Origin of the sequence: Paraburkholderia sp. BL21I4N1, assembly GCF_002973525.1 — a bacterium.
Classification (GTDB): Bacteria; Pseudomonadota; Gammaproteobacteria; order Burkholderiales; family Burkholderiaceae; genus Paraburkholderia.
Window position 1 is genome coordinate 559,550 of sequence record NZ_PVEN01000002.1, and the last position, 16,351, is coordinate 575,900.

General features: G+C 67.3%; 17 protein-coding genes. 13 read left to right on the forward strand and 4 right to left on the reverse strand.

The annotated features are described in order from the left end of the window. Nucleotides 1-138: 138 nt before the first annotated feature. The 10 genes from B0G83_RS38535 to B0G83_RS08895 all read left to right on the forward strand — a co-directional run bounded on the left by B0G83_RS38535 (nucleotide 139) and on the right by B0G83_RS08895 (nucleotide 8,245). The gene (locus tag B0G83_RS38535) at nucleotides 139-849 is read left to right on the forward strand and encodes a hypothetical protein (RefSeq protein ID WP_181156776.1); all 711 of its coding nucleotides are present in this window, start codon (nucleotides 139-141) and stop codon (nucleotides 847-849) included. Nucleotides 850-941: 92 nt separating this feature from the next. Beyond that, the gene (locus tag B0G83_RS38540; RefSeq protein ID WP_181156778.1) at nucleotides 942-1,400 is read left to right on the forward strand and encodes a helix-turn-helix domain-containing protein; all 459 of its coding nucleotides are present in this window, start codon (nucleotides 942-944) and stop codon (nucleotides 1,398-1,400) included. A gap of 83 nt (nucleotides 1,401-1,483) precedes the next feature. Next, nucleotides 1,484-2,737: an ankyrin repeat domain-containing protein gene (locus B0G83_RS38545; protein ID WP_181156781.1), complete on the forward strand. Its 1,254-nt coding sequence runs from the start codon at nucleotides 1,484-1,486 to the stop codon at nucleotides 2,735-2,737. 397 nt (nucleotides 2,738-3,134) lie between these two features. After that, nucleotides 3,135-3,359: a hypothetical protein gene (locus B0G83_RS08870; protein WP_105507053.1), complete on the forward strand. Its 225-nt coding sequence runs from the start codon at nucleotides 3,135-3,137 to the stop codon at nucleotides 3,357-3,359. 99 nt (nucleotides 3,360-3,458) lie between these two features. After that, nucleotides 3,459-4,250, forward strand: a complete 792-nt coding sequence (locus tag B0G83_RS38550; protein ID WP_181156783.1) for a hypothetical protein — start codon at nucleotides 3,459-3,461, stop codon at nucleotides 4,248-4,250. A 103-nt stretch (nucleotides 4,251-4,353) separates the two neighbouring features. Continuing rightward, the gene (locus tag B0G83_RS08875) at nucleotides 4,354-5,121 is read left to right on the forward strand and encodes a helix-turn-helix domain-containing protein (protein WP_181156785.1); all 768 of its coding nucleotides are present in this window, start codon (nucleotides 4,354-4,356) and stop codon (nucleotides 5,119-5,121) included. A 383-nt stretch (nucleotides 5,122-5,504) separates the two neighbouring features. Beyond that, on the forward strand, nucleotides 5,505-5,930 hold the full coding sequence (locus B0G83_RS08880; RefSeq protein ID WP_105507055.1) for a hypothetical protein: 426 nt from the start codon (nucleotides 5,505-5,507) through the stop codon (nucleotides 5,928-5,930). 83 nt (nucleotides 5,931-6,013) lie between these two features. Beyond that, nucleotides 6,014-6,751 carry a hypothetical protein gene (locus tag B0G83_RS08885; protein WP_105507056.1) on the forward strand — a complete coding sequence of 246 codons (738 nt, stop codon included), beginning with the start codon at nucleotides 6,014-6,016 and terminating at the stop codon, nucleotides 6,749-6,751. Between the two features lie 94 nt (nucleotides 6,752-6,845). Continuing rightward, entirely contained in the window at nucleotides 6,846-7,673 is an 828-nt protein-coding gene (locus B0G83_RS08890; protein WP_105507057.1) for a helix-turn-helix domain-containing protein, read from the forward strand. Nucleotides 7,674-8,029: 356 nt separating this feature from the next. After that, nucleotides 8,030-8,245, forward strand: a complete 216-nt coding sequence (locus B0G83_RS08895) for a hypothetical protein (protein ID WP_146120192.1) — start codon at nucleotides 8,030-8,032, stop codon at nucleotides 8,243-8,245. Between the two features lie 397 nt (nucleotides 8,246-8,642). Here B0G83_RS08895 and B0G83_RS08905 read toward each other — a convergent pair whose 3' ends face one another. After that, nucleotides 8,643-9,404: a lecithin retinol acyltransferase family protein gene (locus B0G83_RS08905; RefSeq protein WP_105507060.1), complete on the reverse strand. Its 762-nt coding sequence runs from the start codon at nucleotides 9,402-9,404 to the stop codon at nucleotides 8,643-8,645. A gap of 635 nt (nucleotides 9,405-10,039) precedes the next feature. On the opposite strand from B0G83_RS08905, the gene B0G83_RS08910 reads away from it, so the two are divergent. Together B0G83_RS08910 and B0G83_RS08915 are read left to right on the forward strand one after the other, a co-directional pair. Continuing rightward, on the forward strand, nucleotides 10,040-10,303 hold the full coding sequence (locus B0G83_RS08910; RefSeq protein WP_105507061.1) for a hypothetical protein: 264 nt from the start codon (nucleotides 10,040-10,042) through the stop codon (nucleotides 10,301-10,303). A 563-nt stretch (nucleotides 10,304-10,866) separates the two neighbouring features. After that, the gene (locus B0G83_RS08915) at nucleotides 10,867-11,295 is read left to right on the forward strand and encodes a hypothetical protein (RefSeq protein ID WP_105507062.1); all 429 of its coding nucleotides are present in this window, start codon (nucleotides 10,867-10,869) and stop codon (nucleotides 11,293-11,295) included. A gap of 176 nt (nucleotides 11,296-11,471) precedes the next feature. On the opposite strand, the gene B0G83_RS08920 is transcribed toward B0G83_RS08915, so the two are convergent. From B0G83_RS08920 to B0G83_RS08930, 3 genes are read right to left on the reverse strand one after another with little or no spacing between them, the layout of a single operon-like run. Further along, complete coding sequence (locus tag B0G83_RS08920) at nucleotides 11,472-12,203, reverse strand: hypothetical protein (protein WP_105507063.1); 732 nt, start codon at nucleotides 12,201-12,203, stop codon at nucleotides 11,472-11,474. After that, a complete protein-coding gene (locus B0G83_RS08925; protein ID WP_105507064.1) occupies nucleotides 12,200-13,738 on the reverse strand; it encodes an HNH endonuclease in 1,539 nt (512 codons plus the stop codon). The genes B0G83_RS08920 and B0G83_RS08925 overlap by 4 nt, the downstream gene beginning before the upstream one ends. Nucleotides 13,739-13,740: 2 nt before the next feature. Continuing rightward, nucleotides 13,741-13,974: a hypothetical protein gene (locus B0G83_RS08930; RefSeq protein WP_105507065.1), complete on the reverse strand. Its 234-nt coding sequence runs from the start codon at nucleotides 13,972-13,974 to the stop codon at nucleotides 13,741-13,743. A 1,867-nt stretch (nucleotides 13,975-15,841) separates the two neighbouring features. Here B0G83_RS08930 and B0G83_RS08935 point away from each other — a divergent pair. Continuing rightward, nucleotides 15,842-16,327, forward strand: a complete 486-nt coding sequence (locus B0G83_RS08935) for a hypothetical protein (RefSeq protein ID WP_105507066.1) — start codon at nucleotides 15,842-15,844, stop codon at nucleotides 16,325-16,327. Nucleotides 16,328-16,351: the final 24 nt, after the last annotated feature.

Sequence of the window (16,351 nt, forward strand, 5' to 3'; positions counted from 1 at the left end):
AAAAATACCATTGTAAAACAACGGGATACCTTCTTTCGTCATGCCTCAAACCTTTGACTAGAGGCTCTTGGTACGAGAAGGTAAGTATGTAGGCAGCGCGATCGACGCAATGCCAAAACCACCCCAAGGAGCCCCACCATGGCATCGAAACTGACCCAAGCCGTTCAAGACGCGATCCTCGCCAGCGTCGAGCTGAACGACATCGAGACGTTCGACGACGGACACGATCCGGAGGTCTACAGCACCAACGTCTACGTCGACGTGACCATCGACGGCACGACCTACACCGTCGTGCATGAGCGCGGCACGGACGGCGAGGTGGAACGCGCACCGGACGACGGTTGCGGCATCGTCGACGTCTACGTTGCCGTCATGAAGCTGACCGGCGAGTACAACGACGAAGAAGCGGACGACGTGCTGGACATTTTCGAGCACAAGTCGGAAGACCACGACCTGTCGACCGAAGCGTTCAACATGGGCCTCGCGATCGACCAGAAGATCGCTCAGGTGGCGGAGGCCGAGCAGGCCGATTACGACACGAAGCGCGCGGCTGAGCTGGTGATCACCCCCGAGTTCGGCGTGGACGCCAACGGCAACGTGGTGGGCCTGGACAGCGAACGGGCTGTTCTTCAGTTCGAACACGGCTCGGAAAAGTACGGGAACATGATTCGGTTCATCGTCAGCGAAAAGAACGACGATGGGCTTTGGAAGGACGCTGGGGAATATCACTGCTTCCACTTCCACCTCGAACCGCAAGAGGTCTACCGGCGCTACGCAGAGCGGCAGGCGTTCCGCGAGGCCGAACGCGCGGAACGGGAGGCTTACGAGAGCGGCGAGATCTACGCCTGACCCCCAAGGCTCCACGTTCGACCAGGGCCCACCCTCACCGGTGGGCTTTGCGGTACAAGCCCCTCGGGCTTCCACCGCACCGGAGCCGTTCGATGACCACCGCACCGTCCTCCCCGTTGACCGTCAAAGAAGCGGCCCAGGCCCTGGCCGTCAGCGACGGGCGGGTGATGCAGTTCCTCCGCGCCGGCGTGCTCACCCGGGCCGCCAACCCGGATCCGTCCAGCGTCCTCGGTCGACCAAAGCACCACGTCGACCCGTCGTCGGTCGAAGCGTTGCGGCTGGCCCGTGCCTTGGCACAGGTCGACAAGACCTCGCGGGAGGCCCGACGGCAAACGTTCCTCGCGGGACGGCAGCGGCTGCAGACCCTCCGCGACGCCCAGGCCCAGGGCCTGCTGACTCCCGCGGACGCGGCACGCGAGCTGGGCGTGTCACGCCAGATGCTCCACTTCCACGTGCACCGCGGCAACCTGGTCACCGTGACCGTCGCCGGCCGCCGCCTGGTGCAACGGTCCGACCTCGACGTGTTCAAGCAGCTCCGCGACGAGCGCTGACCGGCACCACCACCTCTGGGGGCCAAGGCCAGTCCGAAGAGGGCTGGTTTTGGGGTACCACAACCACCCTGATGAGGTATCCCATGTTTTCCGGCGAACTTGACGTGCGCGCCCTGTCCGACGCGATGGGCCTTCCCGAGAACGAGGTCAACCACCGCCTGTACGGTGGCCGTGAGCCCATGCTGGTCGGCGCAAGGGGCGCGCTGGGCGCGACGGCGTCGTTGTCGAAGCCGAATCCCCCGTCAAAGCACCGACAACCGTTCCTGGCCCGGTATCGCCCGGCGCCCGCGGGTGATGAGGAGCTGCTCACGCAAGCTCAGGTGGCCCACGAACTGGGGTTCACGTCCGCATCGGTCTGCAACCTGGTCAAGAAAGGCCGTTTGGCAACGGTGGAACGGGGCGGGCGGCGCTTCATCCTCCGGGCCACCCTCGATGCGTTCCGCGCGGTGCGCTTCCCGGCGAACCGGCAGGAGGTCATGACCGTTAAGCAGGCGATGCGGGAGTTGGGCCTCACCACCGAGCACTCCGTCTACCGGTTGCTTCGTGAGAACGGCATCAAGCCCACCAAGTTCGGCCTGCAGATTTACCTGAGCCGCGACGAGCTGGACACGATCCAACGGGCACGCAAGGGCAAGGGCCTGGAACGTTCGATGGAGCCGGAGGCCAGCATCGCTCCGGCCCCAGCCGACACCAGCGCGCCGACGATCGCTCCCACGGCACCCGAGCCGATCGTGGCGCCCACGGTCCAGACCCATACCTCGGCATCGGCCCCCACGGTTGAGGCCCAGGCTCCGGCGTTGGACCTGGCGCCCGTGGCGCACCCGGAGCGTCCGGTGTACGCCGGGCCGAATCGACCGAGGAAGAGGGGCGAGAGCTACGTCCAGGCGACGCGCACGGTGCCCGACCCGGTCTCGCCGACCGGATTCGCGGTGCGGCGCGGCACCCCGGTGTGCAGCGACGACCTGTCCAACCTGCACGTGCTCGTGTTCAAGAAGAGCCGGGGCGCCCTGGCCGACCGGCTGCGTTCCGTACCCCTCGAGACGATCGATGAGCGGGCTCCCAACGGCGAAACTCCGTTGCACCACGCGGCCCGGCGTGGCCACCTGCACGGCGCGGCGCTGCTCCTCGCGCACGGGGCGGACGTGCACGCGGTCGACGAGTTCGGCCTCACCCCGCTGCACCACGCTGCCGAGCAGGGCCACCGGGACGTGGTCCTGCAGCTCATCGCGTTTGGCGCACGGCCGGAACGGAAGAGCTACGACGGGCAGACCGCGTCCGACCTCGCGAAGGACGCCGGGACCCGGGACGTGCTCAAGGCCGCGCGAGCGCTTGGCTAAACCGGAGGCAGGGGCCAGGGGCTTACCGTGGAGGAGCGGGCGGCCCCTGGTGCGGTGGAAAACCGGAACCGGCGAACGGCAACGTCAAAAGCCTGGGCACAAGGCCCACTCGACCCCGGACCCGCGGAGCGGCAGGAAGCGGGGCCCAGGCCCGAGGGGCAGGGTGAGGCGGTGCGTGGGGAGGGTGGCCGGAGGACCGGGGTTGCGACGGGGCGCGAGCCCCGTTTTCCTTGTGCCCTGGCACGGGCCAACCACCGCTGGCAGCGAGGGTCGACAGTTCGTCCGATAGCACAAAGTTTCTGCGTTCTTACCGTTGCTTTAGTCGGTTGTTCTTGTAACCTGGAAGTGTAGGCAGCGCGATCGACGCAACGCCAAACCCCACCCCAAGGAGTTCATCATGCCCCGCCTTTCCCATGACCAAATCCAAGCCCGGTTCGACGCTCTGCACGCAAGCCGGACCGACTTCGACAGCGACAGCCGCACCGAAGTCTGGCCGTTCAACCGCTACGTCGACGGCACGTTCTACCGCTGGGAACTCGTCAGCGTCGTCAACCCTGGCCAAAACGAGCACGTGGGCTACGCGCATACCCTCGCCGAAATCGAGCAGCGCTACCTGGCCTGATCCACTGCCTTCAACGTTCAGCCCAGGGCCCGCGGCAACGCGGGTTCTGGCGTACGAGGGCTTGCACGGTGCGGCCCAGTGCCAGGAGGGGCAACCACCATGTTCGACCGACCAGACCGCACGCGCAAAGGCGCAATGCACAACATTTCCTGTTCCGCCATCCGCGCCGATCATTTCGGCGAAGCGGCGACGTCCAGCGGTAACACGCATTTCACCTTCATCCCGTTCGGTGGCACCTACCAGGACCTCCGCGCTTACGGGCTTACCGGCGCGTTGATCCTCAAAAGCGTTTCGTTCAAGCTGTTGTCGACCATCGACGAGAACGGCGACGCGGTGGAGGAGCCCATCGCCGTGGTTGTCGCTTCCGCCGGCGGGCGTAACTTCGACGTCTGGTTCCAGCGGAACGACCAGGGTGACGTGGCCCCATACCAGCGCATCGGCTCGATGACGGACGCCGTGGATTCTCGCTTCACCCTCGGCGACGCGCTGTCCGAGCTGGCGCTGACCATGGTTCAGGAGCACAAGGACTTCATGGACACGAACACCGAGGAGGACAGCGAACGGCTGGAGCCGATCGCGCAGATCGCCAGCTTCAAGAAGGCCCTGATCGAGCGGATGATCGCGACCGCCACCGACGAGATTGTCGCGTTCGAGCTGAACGCGGCGCTGCACCGGCCCCTGCCGGACGTCTGGACGCTGGTGGAAGCGGCGGCTTACATGTCGGTATCGGTCGAGTACGTCCGTCAGGCGATGGACCATGGCGCACTGGCCTGCCTCATGGTCCGGGAGCCGACCGGCGAACGCATGTGGTTCTCGAAGCAGGCGATCGACGACTTCTGGACGACCGAGGTGGGGATCGCCCACCGGCCCACCCGCACTCGGTACGCGTGAAACGTTGCCAACACGTTCAGCCCAGGGCCCGCGGCAACGCGGGTTTTGGCGTAACGAGGCCCAGGCCTTACCCTTTACGCTTCACGCAGGAGACAGGACGACCATGACCGCACGCGCGACCCCCACCACCATCCAGGGCAAGCCCTGCCTCGGGCTGGCCGACGCCACCGTACACCTGGGCCTCGCCAGCACCAGCAAGGCGGCGGTCTGGCGCAAGATTCAGGCGGGCCACCTGCACGGGCTGCAGGATGCCCGGGGCGCATGGTTCGTCCCGGTCGCCGAGCTGGACCGCCACAAGGCCCGGGCCGCCGACACGTCCCGCGTCGGGGCCCGCGAGGCGGCGGCGCTGCTCGATGTGGCGACCACGACGGTCCGCGACTGGGCACAGCGGGGCGTGCTGGCCGGGGCCCTGGACGACGGGGGCCGGTGGTCGTTCGCGCGCAAGAGCGTGGCGGCGCACGCCAAGAACCTGGCGTTGCAGCGCGAGGGGCTGACCGCGTCCCAGGCCGCGCGGTACTGCTCGCTGGGGCAGGTCAACTCCCCGCTCCGACACCTCAACACGTTGAACGACGCGGTGAAGCGGGGGGAGCTGTCGGCGTTCGTCGACGCCAGCGGCCGGCGCCGGTTCCACCAGCAGGAGCTGGACCGTTTTCTCGTGGAGCGCGCGAAGCAGGACCGCCACGTGCCGGGCACGCTGAGCGCGAAGGAGGCGGCCGACGTCCTGGGCGTTACCGACCGAAGTACCGTCGCGTGGTTCGCCGAGCGGGGTCAGCTCGACCGGGTCCGGGTCGGGCGATACTGGCGTTACCCCGTGAAGTCGGTCCAGGCGTTGAAGCGCCGGCGGGACAAGGCGGCCCGGGCCGAGGGCTGAACCAGGGGCGGGGACCACCGGCACCAGCGCGAACACCAAAATCTGGGCACAAGGCCCACTCGACCCCGGACCCGCGTAGCGGATGGGAGCGGGGCTCCAGGGCGATCGCCCGAACATCGCACCGCACGCGGAGGTGGCGGGCACATGCCAGGTGGTAGGAGGAAGGCGGCGAACGGTTTCCCCATGTGCCAAGGCACGGCTCCGCCAATCGGATAGGCCATTGCCAGATGAGGGTCGACCGTTCGTCCGATAGCACGAAGTTTCTGCGTTCTTACCGCATAAATCCCGCTTACCGGTGTTGCTTGAGTTGATCGTTTTCGTAAACTGGAAGTATATGCAGTGCGCAACGACGCCTCGCCACAACCCCAGCCCCGGAGTTCTTCATGACCACCGCAACCCCGCACCTCAACCTGAAAAAGGTCTTCACGTTTCAGAAGGGTCAAGCCACCAAGTCCATCGTTCGATTCTTCGCCCACACCGGCGCCGTGTTCGAAGCGAGCAGTCTCGAGGAAGTGATCGAGCGCGCCGAAGAAGGGCTGGGCGTGTCGCTCGACTACGGCATGGACGAGCACGGCCGACTCGAACGCGTGACCCTGGTCCGCAGCCGGTCCGGCAAGTGGCTCGAGCCGAAGGTGCAGCGCACCCGCGTATGGCCGGACACCCCCGAATGGCAAGCGGTGCGCCGGACCTTGTTGGACGTGCTCGACGCGTTCCAGAGCGGTGCGCCGGTTGGCCCGTGCCCGTATGACGCCGACGGCTACCTCCCGGGCGAGCGCGAAGCGCAGGCGGGCCTGGCCCTGGCCGCCTGATCGGCGGAAGACCAACGTTGCACCAGGGGCCGCGGGAACGCGGCATTCTGGGTACCATCCCTCCCACACCCCTGGGGCACGACATGACGAACGATGAACTCAAAGCTGTAAAGGACCGTGAGGAGCGCCAACGCAAGGCGCAAATCCCGGTGCAGGCGCTGATCAAGTCGGGGCGCTACACCGAGGCCTTGGCCGCCATCAAAGCTCGCTTTGGCGGTGAGGACCAGACGGCGGTGCCCGAGCGGTTCCCGTTCTACCTTGAAACTTGGCTCGACAAGGCGTTCAACGGCGGTGGCGAGCCCACCGCACGTGCAGCCTTCATCCGGGACCTGGTCGGCATGGAGCCCAACGTCGCCGCGCACGCAGAGGCCCTCTTGCGGACGGCGAACAGCCACGGCGTTCGGACCGACGTGTTTCCGGTCCTGGTGGCGATCCTGGGCGCCGATCTGAACCGTGAGTTTTCGCTCTACGTTACCCCAGGGCTCAACCTCTCCACCCGGCAGGGTTCCCCTTCTCAGTTCATGCAGGGTCCGTTGTGGCTGGTCCTGCTGCTGTGCGTGTGCCGACCGAACGAGGCTAGGTCGTTCGGCGTGCTGGCACACAAACGCGCCTTTACCAAGGACGACCTCGCATGGATCGACGAGGCCGCGAGCCTGGCCGCGAAGCACGGCGCTGACCTCGGGCTCACCAGGACGGTGACGTGGAAACGCAGCAAACCCGTCCTGCAGGCCATGGTGTCGGACATCGAAGCGCGACACCTTCGCCAGGCGCTCGACGCGGATCAGATGGAGGAACCCGTGCGGGCCCGGTCGCGGCTCTGACCACTCGCTGCACCAACGGTGCCCCACGGCCCACCGCGCAACGGTGGGTTTCGGGGTACCGGGGCCCCGAGCCCTACAACGTTGGAGAAGCAGCATGTCGAGACCGAACCGAGCGGAACTGGACTCCGCTTTCAGCAGCGGGCGGATGACGAAGGCAGCAGCGGCCCGGCAGTTGGGCATGTCCCCCGCGTGCCTGAATCGCTACATCGCCAAGGGGCGCTTGGCGACCGTGACGGTGGACGGACGTAACTGGGTGCGGCGGGACGACCTCAACGCGTTCGAATCTGATTGGAAACGGAACAGGGACGTCGACAGGGCTAGGGCCCGGGCGCAGGGTCAGGTCGTTCGCCGGGCCCTAGCCGAGGGGATGCTGACCCAAGCAGATGCCGCGCGACAGCTCGGCGTAGTGGCGAAAACGGTGTCGGATCACATCAATCGTGGAAACCTTTCCGTGGTGGTGGTCGACGGGCACCGGCTTGTGCGGCGGGAGGATCTGGAGGCGTTCAAGGCTGCCAAGGCGGCTAGGGCCACCCCGGCCGGCATGCTGACGCTGTCGGACGTTGCCCGCGAACTGGACGTCACCCGTCAGCGCGCACATCAGTACCTGAACAAAGGACAACTTGGCACGGTCCAGATCGACGGCCGACGGTTGGTCCGGCGCGAGGAACTCGATGCGTTCATGCAGAACCGCGCTGCTGTAGCCGCAGCACTGAAAAACGGGTTGCTCACGATGAAGGACGTGGCGCAAGCATCGGGGTATGCGCAGATCACCGTTCAGCAATGGGTGCGCACCGGTCGCTTGGCCTCGGTCAAGGTCGGTGGCCGCCGACTGATTCGGCGCGAGGATCTCGACGTGTTCATGCAGAAGCCCCAGGCGCACACGGGACCCAAACCCAAAGTGCACATCGAGCAGACCTGCTGATGCGGGCGCTGCACCCAGGGCCCACCTTCGCGGTGGGCTTGTCGTTGGTGCGCCTCGATCGGCCCGACCGGGCTCCATGACCCCAACCCCGCCGGGGCTCCGCCCGGCACACCAACACCTGACTCGGGCCACCCCGAACCTCGCCGAAGGCACGGAGCGGGGCTCCAACGCACGCTTCCGGGCCGTGCCCTGGCACGGGCTGATCGGCTGCTATAGCGGGGGCGGGGCCATTGAAAAATACAAATGGCTGGCCACGTGAATCGCTGGGTCAAACTGTTGACGAGGTGGAGCGTTTCTCTAAACTGGATTTAGAGGCAGCGCGATCGATGCACCGCCACCACCCCGAGGACCCCACCATGAGCACCACCCCCTGGAACCTGTTCCGCTTCTACCCCAGCAACGACGACCGGTACACCGAAGCCCCCACGAAGCTCGACGCCATCGCCCGGGGCCTGGGCCTCTCGGTCGATGAGCTGGACGCAGCGATGCTGACGTCCGACAGCTTCGCGGAGGGTTACGTCATCCGCGCGGCGCTCGACACCCGTCCGGAGTACAGCGCGTCGATGGCCTGACCACCGCCAGCACCACCGTTGGCCCAGGGCCCACCGTCGACGGTGGGTTCGTCCGTACCGGGGCATCCCGCTCCGCTGGACGGACAACGAACATGGGCAAACCGCACTACTCGAACGACAAGGACCTCCACCGGCACGTGGCAGGGCTGGTGAAGCAGGGGTGGACCTACACCAAGGGCAAAACACACGGGAAGCTGGTCGCGCCCAACGGAAGACGGATGGCGGTCCCGGTGAGCCCATCGGACCGGCGGGGATTCGAGAACCACGTGCACCAGGTGGAAAGACTACAGGCTTTGCCGGCGAGGCCGATACGGAAACGCAAGGGCATGTGCCATTGAAGCGGGGTGATGAGCTGGCTGGGTAAGCGGGTGCCCTGGCAGGGGCCCCGCATGTCCGGTCAGTCGAAAATGCTGTCCCACAGGGCGCTCACCGCGCTGACGGCGAGACCCACACCGGCGGCCACCGCCACCACCGGAAGGCTCACCGGGGCGGACACGATCCCCACGGCAGCGGCACCCACACCACCGACCACGCCGGTCAGGCCCGCCGCGGTCAACCCGTTGGCGATCGCGGTCGTTGCGGCCGGGGCCGACGAGGTGAGGGCGGCGCTCACCGTAGGGGCCAGTGATGCGGCGGTACGGGCGGCGGACGCGGCGTTCATCGCGCTCGTCACCGTCGACGCCGTGCGCCCGGCGCTCAACATCTGGGTGGCGACCCGAACCGTCGGGCCCATGGCTTCTTCCATCGCCCAGGTCTGGTACCAGCGGTACATGAGCGCGGTGGCGGCGGTGGTCCCCATCGAGCGAACCGTCTTGTTGACCTGCTCGCTGGAGTGCTTGTCCTCGATGCACCACATGACGAAGTGCTCGCAGTTGTTGAACACCAGGTTGTACTCGTCTTCCCCGATGCGTTGCCGGGCCCGTCGAACGCTTTCCAGGCGCCCGTGCAGGCGATCCGGGTGATCGACGAACCGGACCTTCCGGTCCTTGGCGAACGTGTGGAGGGGCACCTCCTCGATCACACCGGTGTCCCACAGCCCGTCCTTCCCCGAATACTGAATGACCGTGTCCCGCCCCGAGGCGAGGCCGTGATGCTCGTAGCCCAGGCGCTGCACCCACAGGTGGTCCCCGGTGCGAATCTGGCGTTCGTCGTCGCTCATGCTGGTCTTCTCGCTTTTTTGTGTTCGTGTTGTCGGTCCCTGCTCTACGGCAGCGCACCGCTGAACTTTACAGCAGCACGCCGGCGCGCGGGGCGGTGGGCACCACCAGGCCTGGCCGACCGGACCGGGCGGTGAGGGGAAAGGCGGGGAGAGGTGGGCACCCGGGGAAAACGCGGCGGCCATCGACAACCCCAACATCCCTGGGCCCGTGGCCCCAGGTCAAAGCGGTGCTGACGCCGATCGGCGCGGGCCAGCTCCGTTTCGCACCCAGGGCCGGAGGCGGGGTTCCCCGCCCACCCTCCGGGTGGCGTGTTCACGCGGTATGGACGTACCCCAGCTCGCCAGCGACACCACCACGATGACGACCAGCACCATCCGCCTCCATCGGTCGGGCTCGGCGGTCCACCGGGGTCACCACCGGTCACGCACGACCGTAGGCCCATGGGCGGATCCGACCTCACCCCATCGGGCGCGGATGTCCCCACGCCCCACGCCCCAGGTCGTGTACGTCGCCAGCCCCAGGTCGTGGATGTCTCCTCCGGGCCCTAGCCGACCGCTTGACGAAGCCGCCTGACCCGCTAGGGTGGCCTGCAGCGGTCCACGTCGAGGCCCGCACCGACGAGAGGAGAAGGACGATGAGCGAGCGCACGGCGTTGCAGTTGAAGGAGCCGAACCATGACGACCCGAAGGTGGTCCGCCTGACCAACGTCATCGCACGCAAGCACCGCGTGAACGGGGTCAACGCGGCCGGGGAGCGGGTGGCGTACGAGTGGGACTGTGTGACCGGCGAATGGCGGAGGGATTGGGAGTACGGTTCGACCGGGCCAGCTCGCCACACGTTCGGCGACGAACTCCCCCTGGGGCCTGACTTTCGGTTCGACCGATTCAAGGAGGCGTGACCGCTGAACGCGCGAGCGCCACCCCGCGGGTTCCTGCACCACCGCCTGACCGGTTGACCCGTGGCAAAGCACGGACCCACCAGGAGCAACGCCCACCCCACGGTGGGCGTTGTGTTGTGCGGTTGTGCGGTAGGCACAGGGCCGGACTCCATCGCGCTGATCTCCCCCCGCGACGCGCACGACGCACACCACCACCGCGACACCCCGGGCCTCGCCGGCCCCGGCTGCATGCGGGCATGTGTCGCTGCTGCTCGCCGGGCTGGCGCCCGGCACCCCCCGGGGGTACGGTCGATCCGGTCCCATGGAAACCCGCCGGGGCCGGAGGCCCCCGCACTCCAACACAAACCACCACCAGACCTCACCTTGCACCATCCCAATCTCCCAATCCGTGCCCTGGCACCCCGGTTCGACCGCTCGTCGCAGAGGGTCGACCGTTCGTCCGAAAGTCAAAAAATACTTGCAAACGGGTGTCCCAAACAGTTGACCGGCCTGAGTGGTCTTGTATATTGGAAGTATAGGGAACGCGAAAACACCGCCGACCCACCACCTGCCGGAGCAACACCATGAGCACCCTGACCTCGAAGCTGAACAGCCGCATGATGGCCGCCGTCATCCTCGACGACGCACGCGACATCCGCCGTCTCGCTAAGGACGGACTGGACGTGACCGGCGTCAACCTGAACGGGGACACCTGGCTCGACGTGGCGGTGGCCCGGAACTGCATGAAGGCCGCAGCGGCGATCATCATGCTGGCCGGCAGCAAGACTACCCTGATGAACACTGTGGACACCAACGGTGACACCGTGCTGGACAAGGCGGTGGGCGTGGTGAGCGAGAAGTTCCTGGTCATGCTACTGAGCGCGAGCGACAAGCTGGACCTGCTGCGGAAAAACCGCACCAACGTCTCGACCCTGGACCGCCTGATGAAGCTGAACAGCAAGGCGGTGAACGACGCCCTGGCGCGCAACTGGACCATGGCCCTGGCCGCCTGACCATCGAACCGCACAACCGAGGGCCACAACCCTGGACCGACAGAGACCGACAACAACAGGAGGAGCAGGGCCTCGGGGGAGGCGGGGCCCTGACAACATCGAAGGGAAGTACGGAGGAAAGGGAGGAGGTAAAGCGGTGCCACCAGGCGCCGCTTTTCACATGGCCCCTGGCCGGGTCACACGAACACGCACCGCTCCTGCTGAACCGGTTGCCACGGACAGGGAGTCCGGGTCACCGCGTGCACCATCGGGGCCGCGTAGCGCGGGTCGTCTACCGGGAACTCCACACCGTCGCGCTTCCAGGAAAAGGCCGACAGGACCGGGACGATGAGCCAGTCCGCCTCCGAGGCGAGCATGTCCGCGAACGCCTCGACCTCCACGCGGTTGGACCGGAACACCCGGTACTTCCCGAACTGGGACCGCTGCGCGAACGTCCCATCGAGCAGGCACGTCCGCTGGGCGTGCAGCTCCTCGTGCGTCACCAGCCCGTGCTTGCGCATGGTGCGGACCTGCAGGCGCTCCCGGGCTAGGGTGCGGCGGTCGTACTCCGGGTCCTGCGCATGCTCGGCGATGTCCGCCTCCATGGCCTCAACCACGTCCATCCCGTCGGCAGATCCGCGCACCAGCAGCGCGGACCACCGCTCGCTGGGCACGGTGAAGTAGAACGCCACCCGGAATGGCTCCGCCGGTTCCGCATCGCCCGGGCCCCGGTTCGACCCACCACCGGTAACCGGGGGCGGTTGGAGCCACGACACGTCCTCGACCCACTCCGGAACGAACACATCGTTGTGCGGCAGGCGGCGGCCGGCGAGATCGTCCAGCCAGCGGTAAATGTAGAAGTGCGGATCCAGTGTCCGTTCCAACAGGCGAATCGGACGGCGTTTCGCTTTCGTGCTCGTCGTGCTCATGCAGCACCTCCATGGTCGGCAACACCCTCAACACGCACACCCGGTTCGACCGCACCCCAGGGAGCACCACCCGCTCGCGCATCGCCCGTCCGGCCCGTGGCCGCGGTGCTCGTCGTCGGGGTGGTCGTGCTCAACCGGGCGGTCAACCGCTCCCGCATCGCCACCAGGCGGTCCTGCACGTCCCGGGGCAACGGAGCGCGCGTCGGCTCCGCCTCGACCGGGGCCACCGGTTCGACCTCGCGCGGGGGCACAGGCTTCCCCGCACGCAGGGCATCACGGAACGCCGCGTGCCGCGCCACCATCTTGTCGTGACGCTGGGCCCGGGCCGGATTCGACGGGCGGGGACCCAAGACGGTCGAACCATCGGCCAGGCCCGTGGGCACCGACGAACCGGCACCCACCAGGTCCGCACCGGGGGCCAGCCCCGTACGCTCAGTAGGCACGGAGGCCGGGGCCCGCTTTCCCGTGCGCAGATCGTCCAGGTTGGCGGCGAGGCGGGCGAGGGCATCGGTCAACGGCTTCTCGCGCAGCACCTGGCGTTGCTTCGCCAGGGCCACCCGCTGACCAGGCTTCGCCTGCACCGACCACCGGGCGACGCGTCGTGCCTCCTGCACCCACCGGTCGCCGGTGAGCAGCACGTGCCACCGCTCGTAGTGCTCCGCCCACCCGTCGTCCGCCAGGCTGGCCCGGTCCTCGCGGTCGAGATGCAAAGGGCTGAAGGGAGGGAAGGCGGCCCGTTCCCGATCGGTCATGGTCGGACGGACCAGCACCGCGTTTTCCTCCACTAACGACCAGGCCGCCTCGAACCACCGGGCGATGGGCACCTCGTACAGCGCGAACCGGCCCTGCGACATGTCGCGCCCGCCGAACTGAAAACGCAGGCGGGCCCGCACCTCACCGCTCCGCCCGTTCGGCAGACCCCGCAGGTCCCAGCCGAAATACCCGACTTCCCCGAAGACCTGGGCGAGGACACGGAAGCGGGGGAAGGCCCAACGCCGCTCCAGCACGTCCATCGCGGCGACCTTCCCCTTCACCGCGAGCGGCAGCACATGGTTGGCCGCGTCCAGCAGGGCTTCGCGACGGCGGGCCAATAGTTTGACTGGGGCGGTCGCGCGACCGAACCCCAGCCAGTCCATCCCGCCCTTGGCGTTCTGGCATTCCGCGCAGCACAGCACGCGGTTCTCCTCCAGCGCGGACCCGCCCAGGGCCAGCGGCACCAGCAGGTCCGCCATGGCGCGCGGCGCACCGTCGATCCGCTTTCCCGTGACCGACAGGGTAAGACCGCAATAGGCGCACACCCCGTCCTGCTGGTCCGCGAGGTACCGCACCATCCACGGCTCGGTGTGACGCATGGAGTCGCGCAAACCTTCGACGAGCTGGGAGAACAGAAAGTCTTGCAACGACCCGGGCACCACCTGGACCGGCGGAACGTCGACCTCTTGGCCCAGGCCGTCCTCGGCGTCGTACTGCTCGTCGAACCCGTCGTCGTGGTCGAACGCGGTCAGGGTGGCGGGACGCTTGAACAAGCTCGCCATGATCAGCCCTCGCTGGATTCGACAGAGGTAGCGCGGCGCAGGCCCGCACCGTGGACACGCTCGCATGCCTCGACGATGGCGTCCGGCACGCTGATGCCGTTCAGCTTCGCGTACGTCACCAGCAGCGCGTCCAGGTCCAGGGGGACCATGAGGCCACGCCGCTTGTGGGTGGCTTTCGCACGTTTGGCCCAATCGGCGTACACGGCGGCTCGGCGTTCAGGGTTTTTCGACGGCATGGGTCTCCTCCGGTTCGTTATCGAGGCTCATCGCCTGCGGCGTCGGCATGACCCCAACCTAGCAGCGCCGAGGATTTGCGCAAGTCCTACGGACGTGCCCTGGCACACCTCTACAGTCCACAGGGTTCGCCGGACGGCACCTGGAGCTTCGCTCCGGCCTCGCCGGCCGGGCTGTCGGTCGTACGTTCGCGCTCGCCGCGCGGGCGGCTGAAGGTTCCGACCGTTGAGAGAAGATGAACCCCGGATCGGTTGGATGGGTCTGTACAGATACAGGGACACGACGGCTAGGGCCGTGTGAAGGTCTTCCATCCGGGGGAGGGTCGGACGTGCGGTTGGCCCGTGGCGTTGTACCGGGGATCGGGGGTGAAGGGGATGGCCCAGGCGGGCGCTGCTCGACGCGCCGGGCGCGATCGGTTGAGCGCCATGGAAGGAAGGAGGGCACCCCGCGCACGCACGACCGGTCCTGGTCCAGCATCACCGGCACCGCTGCGCGGGCGGGGGACGTGCGTTCGCTTCGCGGCACCTGCGCGGACGGCGCAACTCCTCCCGGTTCCCGGCCCCTGACGGGGCTCGGATACCGGTCGCGTTGACGCCCCATGTCCACGCGACGGTGCCGCTCCGCGACCATGCGCGCTCGACCACCACCACCGGGCAGACGTTCGACCCCAGAGCGACGGCGAGGCTCACCGGGGTACGGCGACCCACGGAACCCGCACCGTCGTACCGCACCGAGGGCGCGTCCCGGTCGTGCGTGCGCACGCCTGGAAAGGGTGACGGAAGGCGAAGGGCATGCGGCGGACGGGGTGCAGGCTTACCCGTGCCAATGCACATGTCATACCGGTCAACGGGGCGTGACCGGGGGCGCTGCGCGCGGGCGCGGTTCGACCAACCCCAGGTCGCACCGCACGACCCGTCCACGCGTTGCGTTGGTGAGAATGCCAGCGTCATACCGGGCACAGGGGCATGACCCGGGGGTGCTGCGGGGCGCGAGCGTCCGGTGTACGTACACGCGGAGCGACGCACCCGAACCCCCGACAGACGGAGGCGGACCCCCTCGCTGACGCGAGCAACCCCAACACCGTAACGTCCGCCCGGACCCGGCGACGCGTCGCCACGACCCGATGGGGCAGGGTCGCGCTGCACGCTGCGCGCGCACCGGCACGTCCAGGCAACGGCGCACAGCCACCCCGGACCCCCACCGTCGTACCGCGTCGGCGTCACGCTGGGCGTTCCGTACCGCACGGCGACGGGCACCCCCACCGGGCAGCGGAGCAACGCTCCCCGGTACAGCAACGGCGCACCCCAACGGCGAGCGTTCGTTCGAGAGGCAGGGGCGGGTCCGAACGCTGAAGGCGACACCGAACGGCGAACACCGATGGAAGGAGGCTGTCCCAGGTGCGAGAGGAAGGGGCGGGCACAGGGACAGCGGAGCGCACAGGTAGAGCGAGGATGTGCGCTGGGGGGGGGAAGCGAGGGGGTACTGCGAGAGCGGAAAAGCGGTGAAGCGTCGTGCGGAGCACTCTGGTTGCGGGGATTGCGACGTCACTCCTCCTCGAGTGGAAAAACGTGAAGACGTACTCGGGGGAGAGACTGCGCAAATCCTGCAACGACACACCCTTCGCACCGTTGGTGTTTAAGAACCTACCCCTAAAACCACCGCCATCGCCTTGCTGGGCTTGGCTCGGCTGCTTATGCAACGCATAAGCAAAAAGCGCAAAGCACCACGCAGAGCCCCGTCCAGCAAGGCTCAATCTGCATAAGGTGCTTATGCAAGTCGACCGTTCGTCGGCTGGTTTCGCCAAACGCTGGACAAACGGCTGGGACCTGCCATGTTGGGTCATCACCACTTCCAACAGGAGCGCCCAACATGCCTCGCACCCGCACCGTCCGAAGCCTCGCTGAAAACAGCCAGAGCGATCGCAGCGCGACGCGCAACGGCAAGACCCTCGGCATCTACGTCTCCAACGCGGAGGCCGCACGTGTCGAGGAGGAGCGCCAGGCGGCCGGATTCGACAGCACGAACCGTCTGTTGCGCGACTTGCTCTTCGGCTACCTCGACGGTCGCGACCAGCTCGAAGGGTTGCGTGCAGATCTGCTGGACGTGGTGACCCACACGATCGAGGGGGCGGTCCCGCTGATGTCCGATGCCGTTTCCTCCAAGACCGAGGAAAGCGTCCGCGTGGCGTTGGGCGACACCAGCCGTTCCGAACGGGACGCTCGGGCCAAGCTGCAGCTCAAAGTCGAAAACCTGTCCAACACCGTCGTGGCGGAGATCGAGAAGATCGACGCGAAGTTCAAGGCGATCAACGACACGTTGGTGGCGATCCAGAAGGCCCTGGCCGCCAAGGCCTAACACCGGCGACATCACGGAGGAGAC